Annotated in this window: 10 protein-coding genes; 6 read left to right on the top strand and 4 right to left on the bottom strand. The window is 39.8% G+C overall.

Annotated features, from left to right (window positions below):
• Window positions 1-12 precede the first annotated feature (12 nt).
• Window positions 13-1,698: a SusD/RagB family nutrient-binding outer membrane lipoprotein gene (locus tag AC0L7T_RS26895; protein WP_473339809.1), complete on the top strand. Its 1,686-nt coding sequence runs from the start codon at window positions 13-15 to the stop codon at window positions 1,696-1,698.
• A 171-nt stretch (window positions 1,699-1,869) separates the two neighbouring features.
• A complete protein-coding gene (locus AC0L7T_RS26890) occupies window positions 1,870-2,160 on the top strand; it encodes a hypothetical protein (RefSeq protein ID WP_473339807.1) in 291 nt (96 codons plus the stop codon).
• 111 nt (window positions 2,161-2,271) lie between these two features.
• Here AC0L7T_RS26890 and AC0L7T_RS26885 read toward each other — a convergent pair whose 3' ends face one another.
• The 4 genes from AC0L7T_RS26885 to AC0L7T_RS26870 all read right to left on the bottom strand — a co-directional run bounded on the left by AC0L7T_RS26885 (window position 2,272) and on the right by AC0L7T_RS26870 (window position 7,104).
• Window positions 2,272-3,570, bottom strand: a complete 1,299-nt coding sequence (locus AC0L7T_RS26885; protein WP_473339806.1) for a hypothetical protein — start codon at window positions 3,568-3,570, stop codon at window positions 2,272-2,274.
• Window positions 3,571-3,742: 172 nt separating this feature from the next.
• The gene (locus AC0L7T_RS26880) at window positions 3,743-4,906 is read right to left on the bottom strand and encodes a DNA-binding transcriptional regulator (RefSeq protein WP_473339805.1); all 1,164 of its coding nucleotides are present in this window, start codon (window positions 4,904-4,906) and stop codon (window positions 3,743-3,745) included.
• A gap of 3 nt (window positions 4,907-4,909) precedes the next feature.
• Complete coding sequence (locus AC0L7T_RS26875; RefSeq protein ID WP_473339804.1) at window positions 4,910-6,157, bottom strand: MFS transporter; 1,248 nt, start codon at window positions 6,155-6,157, stop codon at window positions 4,910-4,912.
• A 107-nt stretch (window positions 6,158-6,264) separates the two neighbouring features.
• Window positions 6,265-7,104 carry an ROK family protein gene (locus AC0L7T_RS26870; protein WP_473339803.1) on the bottom strand — a complete coding sequence of 280 codons (840 nt, stop codon included), beginning with the start codon at window positions 7,102-7,104 and terminating at the stop codon, window positions 6,265-6,267.
• A gap of 595 nt (window positions 7,105-7,699) precedes the next feature.
• Between AC0L7T_RS26870 and AC0L7T_RS26865 the strand changes: the two genes are divergently transcribed.
• From AC0L7T_RS26865 to AC0L7T_RS26850, 4 genes are read left to right on the top strand one after another with little or no spacing between them, the layout of a single operon-like run.
• Window positions 7,700-8,950 (top strand): purple acid phosphatase family protein, encoded by a 1,251-nt coding sequence (locus AC0L7T_RS26865; protein WP_473339802.1) that lies wholly within the window; start codon window positions 7,700-7,702, stop codon window positions 8,948-8,950.
• Window positions 8,947-10,050 carry a sialidase family protein gene (locus AC0L7T_RS26860; RefSeq protein ID WP_473339800.1) on the top strand — a complete coding sequence of 368 codons (1,104 nt, stop codon included), beginning with the start codon at window positions 8,947-8,949 and terminating at the stop codon, window positions 10,048-10,050. Before AC0L7T_RS26865 ends, AC0L7T_RS26860 begins: the two co-directional genes overlap by 4 nt.
• Window positions 10,051-10,063: 13 nt before the next feature.
• Complete coding sequence (locus tag AC0L7T_RS26855; RefSeq protein WP_473339799.1) at window positions 10,064-11,113, top strand: polysaccharide deacetylase family protein; 1,050 nt, start codon at window positions 10,064-10,066, stop codon at window positions 11,111-11,113.
• Window positions 11,110-12,291, top strand: coding sequence for a sialidase family protein (locus AC0L7T_RS26850; RefSeq protein WP_473339797.1), 1,182 nt, complete (start codon window positions 11,110-11,112; stop codon window positions 12,289-12,291). The genes AC0L7T_RS26855 and AC0L7T_RS26850 overlap by 4 nt, the downstream gene beginning before the upstream one ends.
• The last annotated feature ends 56 nt before the right edge of the window (window positions 12,292-12,347 follow it).

The following is a 12,347-nucleotide window of genomic DNA, read 5'->3' as shown; positions in this document are numbered from 1 at the left end:
AATTTACATATCATGAAAAATTTATTTGAATTTAGAAAGATAGCCGTATTTCTCCTGGGACTTATCTTGGTCACCGGTTGTGATGACCAACTCAGTGAGATCAATACCAATCCATATGGTATTGACCCGGCCAATGCCAACCCTAATCTTTTAATGCCAACAGTGCTGACTTCTTCAGCTCAGAGCTATTTGGGATTAGGATTCAATGACATGGCTGGTGCCATGCAATACACACAGAAAAATGGTTGGTACAGTAGTCATAATAATTATGAATGGGTATCCAGAAACTGGACAGGATGGTATGATATCCTGAGAACAAACGATTTGATGATTACTAGGGGAGAAGATTTGGACAATGCCTTTTTCCAGGGAATGGGCCTTACCATGAAGTCTTTTGTTTACGGAAATATTGCGGATTTATGGGGAGATGCTCCTTATACCGATGCCCTAAAAGGTGACCAAGGAAGTGATCAATTTCAATTTCCAAAATTTGACAGTCAAGAAGTTATTTATGATGGTATTATTGCTGATCTAAATCAAGCTGCATCTTTGCTTGCTTCTGCATCAGCAGAAGGCGTAACCGCTGGGAATGACCTTATTTATGGTGCCAATGTCGATAGCTGGAGAAGGTTTACCAACTCCTTATTGTTAAGGTATTATATGCGATTGTCAGAAAAGAAACCAGATGTTGCCAAAGCTGGAATTGAAGCCATCTATAGCAGTGGGATCTATATTCAGGATCCTTCTCAGGATGCCAATTTGGATTATACAGGTGGATCAAATGATATTTGGATCACCAGACACGTTAGGTTAAACCCTGATGATTTCCAAAGATACCAGGCTTGCCAGACCTTTATTGACCAATTGACAATGACAGAGGATCCCAGACTACCTGTTTGGTTTGATTCTGTAAGAGTACAATGGGTAGAAGATGCAACCCTTGCTGTTGCTGCAGAAAGCTTTATTAGAGCTGATGGTGAGCCTATTGAGTCAATCTATACTTTTGATGAATTCGAGGAAGAGTATGCCGATGTAAAATTTACGCGGCATTTTAATCCTAATTTGGCGGATTACAATTCAGATTTATATGTAGGCTTGCCAGCATCTATCCTTACGCCAGAATCTTACAATGGGAATCCTATTCCAGGTCAAGGAACTCAAAATCTGCACGTTTCTCAATTGGATCCAATTTATAGTACTCCTGGATCTACAGGAGATATCCTTAAAGCTAGAATTATCTCTGCTTCAGAAGTAAGTTTTATCTTCGCTGAAGCAGCCTTGAAAGGCTGGAATGTAGGTGATGCTGAGATGCATTATAATATGGGAATCGAACAATCTCTAGAAGTTTGGGGAAAAGGCGATATGTACGATGAATTTATTGCCAAATCTGGGGTAATGTTTAACAGTTCTATTGAACAAGTAATTACTCAAAAGTGGGTAGCTAACTGGTCCAATGGTACTGAAGCATTTGCAGATTACAGGAGAACAGGTTTCCCTGACTTAACTGCAGGTCCTTTGTCTCCTCAACCAGAGGTAGCTATCAGGTTCCAATACGGAAATGATGAGTACAACAACAACCCAGATAATATTGATGCTGCACTAAACAATCTTGAAGTAACTGATTATTCAGGTAACTTCGGACAAGATAGCCAGTGGTCAAAACCTTGGTTGTATCAAGGAACTAACATACCTTTTTAAGGTATTGATTAGGTATTGTTTATAATTAAAAGGTTCTCTGTCGATTTTCGGCAGAGAACCTTTTTTATTTTAGCTACTATAAAAAAGGTTCTTAACCGAACAGCAAATTTATTTCTAGTTTTTAGTTTAGCGTTTTTTAGCTCCCACTTGTTAAGCGCTCAGGAAGTAGATTTGGAAAAGACAAAGGACCTGTCGATGCCTGGGGATTTTCCCGATCGTATTATTTTGCAACCTACGGTTAACCCATTGGAAACTCTGGCAGGATTGAAAATGTTTGACGCACAGAAAGCCCCTTGGATGGAGAGGAAAGCCTCGAACACTCAAATGTATCAGCTGATTGAGATAGTGAGAGACAAGCTCGAATTTAAGGTTTACAAGGTGATGCGAGAGGTTTATGGTAAAAATAAATCAGGCAGTAATAAGCTGATTAATCCTATACCAAATTCGCCAGAATATGGATAGGAATGGCAATTGTGATTGGTAAGGAATAAAAATGGAAAAGTCAGGATCATGCGACCCTGACTTTTTTTAATACCATCTCCCAATGGAGTTCTTGAGTTGGGTTATTTTGACTTAGACCCAATCAAATCTTTTTTGCATATGAGACATTTCGCCATGACTGCTTATCAAAATTAGCGTAAGAATAGCCAATAAGACAAAAATGAGCAAAAGGGCTTTCCGCCAAATTTTTGATTTGGCTGGGCGTTCCTGAAAGGAAGGGCTATACTTTGGAATTAAGACAAGTATAATGATGAAATTGACAATGTAAAGGAATTGCTCTATCCTATAGAAGCTTAAAAAAGAGCCTGTAATAAAGATGGTGAACAATATGTAAGTACCGAAAAAGGTTTTGAAAACCATGGATATCTCCTTGTAGCTGATCTGTTGGTTTTGAAGCTCTTTTTTAGCTGAAAACAGTTTGATCCAATAGATGGCTAAAGCCAGGAAGATGACAAGGGCAATTACTTGAACAGCAGTCCTCCAGGTTTGTGGCTGGCTAACGAAGGCCCCCAAAGTATCGGAGAAATCCTTCATTATAAAAGATTGCTGCCAAACAAAGAAGGGAACAAGCAGCAATAGGCCAACAGCAGGAATGGTGAGGTTGCTAGTTGTAAATTTAGTAGTGGCTTTCTCTTCCGGCCATTTTGAGGTAAAGGTTCCATAGGCCATTCCTGCGCCACCAAAGAACCCAAGAGAATATTCCATTACATTCCACATGTTGAAGGGAATTTCGGCGACATTGCCGAGCACTTGTAAAAAATTACCAAAAGCGAAACCAAAGCCGGCTCCCAATCCTGAATATACAGCTACTCTCATGGCGCTGTATTGTTTGGTTCTAGCCATATAATACAACATGGCGATTCCTGAACCAGCACATATTCCCCAGGCTTCAGAACGTGGAGGTGTCATTTCAAAACCAAGTTGCTCAATGATTAAATAATAAAAAATGATACCACCTACCGTCATTTCCATAACCACCTGGTGCCATTTAATTTTTTTCTCCGGATGATCGGCCAACACCAGACCAAATAGACCACCTCCAATTAAACCATAAAGGCCGCCAACAGCCAATAAGCTGGCCAATCCGTAGTACACATTAATAAAATCTACGCCTCTGCCATACCCAACAAGAATGCCATAGCTCATCATACCACCAAATCCCCATCCTACGGCTCCTGCAAAAGCAGCCTTTATGGCCTTATTGTACCAATTTTCTTTTTTTGCCAATAGTATGATACTCAGGCAGCCTATTCCTCCTGCCCAGGCTGCCCCTTGTTCATGGCCGAATTGTCCACGAATGGCCCAGGCCGTGGCCAAAGCCATACCAGCGATAATGATGGAAATGATTGTGTTTTTATCTAAATGTTTCATACAGGGTATTAGGGTAAGGGTTGATAATTGATACAGGCGTTAATATCCTATAATACCCTAGCCTCCTGAAAAGTACCATTCTTAACAATGGCTTTTTATGAACGGTAACAATTAATTATTTCGTAAGAAAGAGTTTAAGAGATATTTATGACTGCTGAAGATGAAAGTGAAGTTATTTTCCAGCGAGGTACCTTTTCCGGTATTCTATGGGATTGCATCCTTTTACCTGTTTGAACTGACGGGCTATGTTTTTGCTATCATTTAACCCCAAATCCATGGCGATTTCAAAAACGGTCTCATCTGTTTCGAGAAGTTTCTGGGTGAATTTTTCAATCCGAAGGTTGAAAATATATTTATAAATGGGATACCCTGTAATTTGTAGAAATCGCTTTTCCAGGCTTCTTCTGGAAAGAGGCACTTGTTTTACTACCTCATCTACCTGGAGGTTTTTTTCGATGTTTTTATGGATAAATTTTAAGGAAGAAGCAATGTGATCATCATTCGTGGCATAGATATCAGTAGACTGTCGGGTAATCACCTGAGTTGGCTTTACCAGGATGTCATAAAAGTTTGCCGCACTAGTCCTGATCATTTGTTCCATCAACTTGGCAGTATCATAGCCCCCTTTTTCTATGTCCAGACCGATACTGGACAGCGGTGGATCGGACAATTCACAAAGCATTTCATCATTGTCAACGCCCAATACGGCGACTTCTTCAGGGATTCGGATTTTATTTTGTTTGCAGGCCTCTGTGATGTGCAAACCCTGATTGTCATCACAGGTCATTAGTGCGATTGGTTTTGGTAAGGACAAAAGCCATTTACTCAAGGAATTACTCTTGTAATACCATAAATCCGTTGATCGGGACTTTCGATGTTCAAAGTAATTGACTTTGTAACCCATGGAATTGACTTCTTTTTCGAAGCCTTCTGCCCGTTCTCTAGACCAGACAATGTCTTTGAATCCATAAAAGGCAAAATTTTTAAACCCTTTTTTCAAAAAATAGTTGGCGCCGATTTCACCTGCCTCGTGATAGGAACCAGTGATATTGGGAATCTCGGTAAACCTTTCCTTAAAATCCTGAGCGACCACAGGAATTTTAGATTCAATAAGCAATTCCAGGTCTATATCGTTGTATAACTGACCTATTATCCCATCAGCGCCCCAATCCTTTGCCCATTCCAATATTCCTTTGATCCCAATGGTTTCTCTGTAATAAAGTGGCATGCGGCAATAGGTCCAAGGGCCATGTTCGGTGGAATACTTGGAGATTCCCTTTAATAAACTTTTGCTGTACTCCTCGGCAAAATCAAGGAGTAAAATAATCTTATACATGTATTACTTAAAGATATCCTTCAAACTCTTAGTAGCATTGGTGACCAAAGGTTTGGCCCAAATACCAATGCTCAAGATATATCCTAAAGTAATCAAAAGAAATAACATGGACAATTTTAGTCCTACAAGTTCTGCCAAGCCGCCGATTACCAGTGGCACTATTGCACCTCCAGCTATACCTGTGCACAATATTCCTGAAAAGGTCCCATGGTGATTGGGTACTGAATTGAGTGCCAATGAAAAGATAATAGACCACATAACAGAAGCGAAAAAACCTGTCAATGGAAAGGCAATTAAAGCAACTTCTGCAGTTCCAAAGAGACCTGCAAGCAAGGCTATAATTGCGCCTATAGTGAAGGATATCAAAACCGTTCGGCTGTCAAGAAATTTCAGCAAAACCAGCCCTAACAAACAACCGATTGTAAGCAAACCCCAGAAATAGGAAATGACAATGGCACCTGTAGTAGATGGGTCTATGCCATGGTAGGATTGAAGGAATTTTGAAATCCAGTTGGCTATACCCTGCTCTGTACCTACATAACAAAATATCCCCAGGAAATACAGCAACACGTACTTATTCGCTAACAGTTCTTTAAAGGCTACACCAACATCAATTTTTTCATCAGCCTTGAGTTCTACCTTCGGAAATCTTGCGAAATAAACAATGATGACCATAATAAATGCAATGGCAGCAAATACCCAATACAATGAAACCCATTTTAGGTCTTCAGGAACCATAGGGTTTAAAAAAGAAAAGAGAAGGGAATCGTTAGAAGTATGAATATTTGTAACCAAATAACTGTAAAGCATAGGGCTCAGAAATGATGCTGCCCCAAAAGCCAGTTGCCCCATCACTGAATTAAAAGCAAAATGTTCTTCACCCCCCGCAGTTCTTAGTAGTGGATTAATGACTACCTGAAGTACTGCCATGCCAATCCCAATAATAAACAAAGAGGTCAAAGCAACCGAAAAACTAGGGATAAATGCAAATAATAGGGCACCAATAAAAGCCATGGTAAAGGCAAATATCAGCATTTTCTTTTCTTTGAATTTCTCTACTAAAATACCAGAGGGAATAGACATTACTGCATAGGCCACGAAAAAAGCAAAAGGTAAAAAACCTGCCAGGCCAATACTAAGGGTGAAACTGTCAATGATATCCGGAATGATTGGTCCAAGAATGTTGGTAAGAAATGAAATGACGAAAAAAATCAATAAAATCAAGGCAACAATCAGTGTGTTTTTTTTCATGTCATTTAAATTATTGAGCGTAACAGTTATATTCGATGGATAAGTTTGCTGGGTTAGCACAGACTTATGAACCAACAAAGTCGATAATTTTAAAGCGCTTTTTTGGTTTATTTTATTGATGAATCCACAAGTGCAGCAGCTCCAAGGAGTGCAATATCCGCATTTTTAGTCAAATGTATTTTCAATTTTTTCACAGATTCTGGATAAATAAAATTGCAAAAGGTTGCGCGCATGGCTTCTTCGAAAAACGGGAAGGCATTTGCAACAGAACCACCTATTACAATGGCTTGTGGATCATAAGTATACATTACTACTTGAACAGCAGCGCCAAAGTGTTTTCCAAAGGCATTCCATTGGTCTATGGCCTCTTTGTCGCCTTTTTTAGCGGCTGTGAATGCATCTAACGCAGTAGTTTGGTATTCAGCACTAAAGAAATTTCCACTGGCATAATATTCAATATTATGCTCAAGATATGGAAGCAAGCCAATTTCTCCAGCACCACAGTTTACTCCGGCATAAAGCTTGTTCTCGATGATTATTCCTGAGCCAAGCCCTGTTCCTATGGACATGCCAACCATATTGCTATAATTTTTACCCATTCCAAATTTGTGCTCTCCAATGGCAAAACAATTGACATCGTTATTGACGAATACCGGAAGGTTGAACTCCTTTTCAAGAATATCTTTTAATGCTACCTTGGTCCAAGAGGGGATATTAGTTACGTTATAGACTATCCCTTTTTCTACATCCACAACCGAAGGTACGCCAATACCTATACCATCTACATCATGTGCAGTAAGTGGTTCAATAAATTTCATCACTTGGTCAAGTGTGGATTGAAGGTTGGTTTTTTCTTTCAAAAGCGCTTTTGTCTTATGAATGATTTTCCCTTCGTGCTCTATACCTACCTGAATTTTAGTTCCTCCTAAATCTATTCCTATGTTCATTATAATAAGTCGGGTATCTTTAAAAAAAATCAACGACAAATATATCTTAATTTTAACCTTTTAACAACTAATAAAATATATTTCAGGCCAAGTTAAGGTTAATTAACATGCTGAAATACAGGTAATAATAAGTTTATATTTGTGCTGAAATTCAAGAGGTATACTTGAAAAGTCGCGTTAAGGCTATTTGAAAGCCATTGTTTTTTCAATAGTACTAAACGGTAAATTGTTGTAATGTAATTATGAATTATGATTGGGGCTGGGTTTGTCCATGTAGAAAAGCTACGTTTATCCCGGATTATGCAATGGGATTTCCAGACCTTTTTCAGCCTGTCCAGACTTTTCTTCAGGGGAAAAGTTGCAATTACGAGCAAATCAGACCATTTGTAGATTGATGGCTAGCACTGTTATGAAAAAACATAAGATAGCAACGGTTGACAGTTTTAGAAATGATTTCAAAACGCAATAGATTATCTATTGCAAATTTATTTTAGGCACATATAAATGGTTATAGTGAATCTAAAATAGTCTGATTGAATAAGTGTTTTATATTTTTATTGCTAAATAACCTATACTATATTTAATTAAATCCAGAATGATGAAAGAAAGAGTGAAAACATTATTTATTATTGGGTTCTTTTGCCTGCTTGGTTTATCTCCATTTGCGCTTGTAGCTCAGGAAGAACCAAGTGGAATCTACCTCACATGGCAAGAGGACCCTACTACCACCATTACGATAGATTGGCACCTTAATAATAGCACAAGCCAAGTACTTTCCTATCGAAAAAAGGGCACGGATAAGTGGGTTGAGGCGACTAGTAAAGTGACTGATTTCCCTTTCTCAGATCGTAAAATCCACAGGGTTTCTCTGAAAGGCCTGTCTGCTAACAGTGCTTACGAATTAAAATTTAATGCTAAAAGTAAAATTTACTATTTCAAGACAATGCCAAAGGATATTTCCAGAAGCCCCATTAAGTTTGCGATAGGCGGAGATACCATGCATGATAAGGCTGTAATGGAGAAGACCAATAGACAAGTTCTACCTTATAATCCAGATTTTATAATTATTGGAGGAGACCTGGCTTATGGCAATGGAGATGGGAAAAACGTAAATAGATGGTACGATTGGTTTGATGCTGTTAAGAATACCCTGATTCAGGAAGATGGACGTATCATACCCATGATGTTAGGAATAGGAAATCACGAAGTGAAGAGTGGTTACAATGATGAGGACATTCCAGAACATTTGAAAGTTGAAAAAAGAAAAGAAAGTGCACCATTTTATTTCAACCTTTTTGCATTCCCAGGGCAGCCAGGGTATGGCGTGCTGGAATTTGGTAAATACCTAAGCTTTATCTTCTTGGATTCAGACCACACCAATGCAATTGATGGCCCACAAAAGGATTGGTTAGCCCGTGAACTTGCCATTCAGAAAGAGAAGAAAACGTCGCATGTGATGGCCGTTTATCACGTTCCAGCTTACCCTTCAGCGAGAGCCTTTACCGGTACTACTCAAACCATGATAAGGGAACATTGGGTACCTTTATTTGAAAAATCAAATATGCAGTTAGTGTTTGAAAACCATGATCATGCCTATAAACGCACCTATCCAATAAAAAACAACAATGTGGATGAGGATGGAATTGTCTATATAGGCGATGGATCCTGGGGGACCAGACCCAGAGAGGTGCACGATGCTGCAAGTACCTGGTACCTTGAGACCTCCCAATCTGTGAGGGCCTTCACCTTGGTGACCCTTCAGGGCAAAAGTTATAACATTCTTACAGTAGACGAAGATGGAAAAATCATCGACAGTTATCCAAGTAATCCATTGATAAAACCATGAAAAATTCTCAAAGATTAATTAGATGTGCTTTTTTTGCACTTATTGTATTCCTAAATACTGCCTGTGGCGGAGGGGATAAATCAGAAGCAGTCACAGAGGAGTCCGAAAGTACTCAGGTGCCCACGCTTGTAACGGAAGATTATGAACATATCTTCGGAGAGGACAGGCCCTTTGCTCAATGCCATGCTTCTACAATCACCGGCCTTGGTGATGGGAATTATTTGACAGCCTGGTTTGCAGGATCCTATGAAAAACACAATGATGTAGGCATTTGGATCTCCAAAGGGAAACCTGGGAATTGGTCTGCTCCAGAACTGCTTGTAAAAGTAAGAAATGAGCCACACTGGAATCCAGTTTTATTCAATGCCCCTGACGGAAAAGTTTACTTGTATTTTAAGGTTGGGAAAGAAATAGATTATTGGGAAACCTGGGTGCAGTATACTGAAGACGGTGGTATTACCTGGTCCGAAGCAAAAGAATTGGTACCTGGAGATAAAGGTGGACGTGGCCCGGTGAGAAACCATATGTTGGTTTTATCTGACGGCACATGGCTTGCTCCTGCATCTGATGAAAAAAACAAAGTCTGGACGGTATTTGTAGACCGGTCTGAAGACGGTGGAAAAACATGGAATGCCACTGATAAGCTAGCCATGGACCGTACCGTAATTACTGAAGAAGGCGTTATTCAACCGGCTCTTTGGGAGTCAAAACCCGGACATGTACACATGTTGATGAGAAGCAGTTCAGGGAATATTTGTCGATCAGATTCAGAAGATTATGGTAAAACCTGGTCAGAAGTGACAGAAATAGAATTGCCTAACAATAACAGTGGGATTGATGTTGCCCATATTGAAGGAGAAAAGATCGCTTTGATTTATAATCCTGTAGCTGAAAACTGGGGAGATCGTTTTCCAATTTCCATTGCTGTTTCTGAAGACAACGGTAAAACCTGGCCTTTAAAATTTGAAATCGAAAAAGGTGATGGAGAAGATGAACTTTCCTATCCAGCCATGTTTTATGAAGATGGTCACCTCGTCGCTTGCTACACCTGGAATCGACAGACTGTCGCATTCTGGAAAGGAAAGCTTGAAGGGATTTAAAACTAGACAAACTATGAGAACTTCAGTCTGGAACCTATTAATTTTATTTTTGATCTACCAACCGGTATTTAGCCAACATGAAATGACATACGCTGAAAAACTAGGCTTTCCTGAGGGGAAAAAAGTAGTCATCTTTCATGTAGATGATGCAGGGATGTCTTTTGAGTCCAATGAAGGGGCAATTAAATCCATTAAGGAGGGTGTAGCTACATCTTGTAGTATCATGATGCCCTGTCCATGGGCAGCAAGTTTTGTGAAAAAGGCACTTAAAGAGCCTATGGATGCAGGACTTCACTTAACCTTAACTTCTGAATGGAAAGACTTCAGATGGCCTCCAGTAGCAGGGAAGGCCGCAGTTCCTGGCCTGGTTGATAATGAAGGTGCGCTTTGGCCCTCTGTAGAAGAGGTAATCGCCAATGCGACTCCTGATGAAGTGGAACTAGAAATTCGTGCACAAATCGATCGTGCCCTATCATTGGGATTTAAACCCTCCCACATGGATAGTCATATGGGCACATTATTCTATCATCCTCCTTTTCTGGAACGCTATATAAAAGTGGGAATTGAGTATGGGATTCCTGTCATGTTTCCTGGCGGTAATAATAAATTGCTTGGTCTTTCGATGAACAACAACATCATCAAGCAATTGAAGAAAGAAGGAAAGTATACGGAAGGCATGAAATTACCTGGCAATTCACTTATGGACAAGGCTCCTATTGTAGGAAAAACAATCTGGGATGCTGGATTGCCAGTCTTGGATGACTTACATTCGATAAGTGGAAATTGGTCACCAGATTACGAAGTCGACGACGAGGGATTAGGTGCTTATAAAGTAGAAAAATGTAAGGAGTTACTGACTGTTATGAAACCTGGTTTGGCCATGGTGATTGTTCACAGTATAGGGGATAGAAAAACCTTTGACAGAATCAGTGGTTCAGGAGGTTCCAGGTATGCTGACATGCTGGCCATGACATCACCGGAACTTCAGAAATTCATTGAAGACGAAGGGATTATCTTGACTACATGGACTGAAGTTATGGAAAGAAGAAAGAAAGTAAAATGAAGAGATTAGTATTTATAAGTTTGTTTTTACTTAATATCTCTGCTTTTGGACAATATATACCAAAAGAGAAAGTAGTGGTAAATGAAACGCTGATTTTTCCACTTCAAAACAATCATGTACATGGGAGTAGTATTGTTGCCCTGCCCAATGGTGATTTACTAACGGCCTGGTTTGAAGGGTCGGGAGAAAGGAAAGCAGATGATGTTCGGATAATGGGGGCCAGACTTAGAAAGAAAGAAACCCAATGGGGAGAGCCTTTCTTAATGGCAGACACACCTAATTTACCAGACTGTAATCCTGTGCTTTTTCTAAACCAGGAGGGAAAGCTTTTTCTGGTATGGATAGCCGTGCAGGCCAACCGATGGGAACAGTCTATACTACGTTTAAGGACTAGCTCAAGCTATGACAATGCAGGAGCACCATTATGGAGCTGGCAAGATAATATTTTACTTAAACCAGGTGAAGAATTTCATCAGGAAGTGGTTAAACGTTTTGAGGAATTGCCTCCTAATAATGCTGGCTGGTCTGAATATGCACCTCTTTATGATCAAATGATCATCGAAGCAAGCAAGGACAGTAAGAAATCCAGTATTGGATGGATGACAAGAATTAAACCTCTGGTTCTCCAGTCGGGAAGGATACTTTTACCCCTTTATTCGGATGGGTTTAACTTTTCCATGGCCGCCATTTCAGATGATGATGGGGCCACTTGGATCCCTAGTAAACCAATAGTTGGTAGGGGACCAATTCAGCCGGCCTTGAGCCAAAGAAAAAGTGGGGAAATTATGGCAATAATGCGAGATAGCGGAGATGCTCCAACGAGGTTGCATAAAAGCTATTCTACTGATGAGGGGATGACATGGACTGCCTCCGAAAAATCAAGTATTCCCAATACTGCCAGTGTGGAACTACTAGTGTTGGACAATGGATTGTGGCTATTCCTTGGCAATGACATTGATGATGGCAGGTACCGCCTTTCCTTATACATTTCGGACGATGAGGGGCAAACCTGGAGAAGTAAGGTCTATTTAGAGGATGAGAAAAAAGATTTTGGAGGCTTCTCCTATCCTTCGTTGATCCAAGATATGAATGGAGTTGTTCATATTACTTATTCCTACCACCTCAAAGAAGGGGGCAAATCCATTAAGTATGTAAAAATTGATCCAAATAATTTCTAATTTAAATAGCCCATCTTTATTAAAAATTGTATTATAATTAATTGAATCACTTATCG

The organism is Cyclobacterium sp. 10D3-21, from assembly GCF_055809755.1.
Note: the sequence above shows the minus strand (reverse complement) of the source record. Positions and strands in the feature narration are given on the sequence as shown.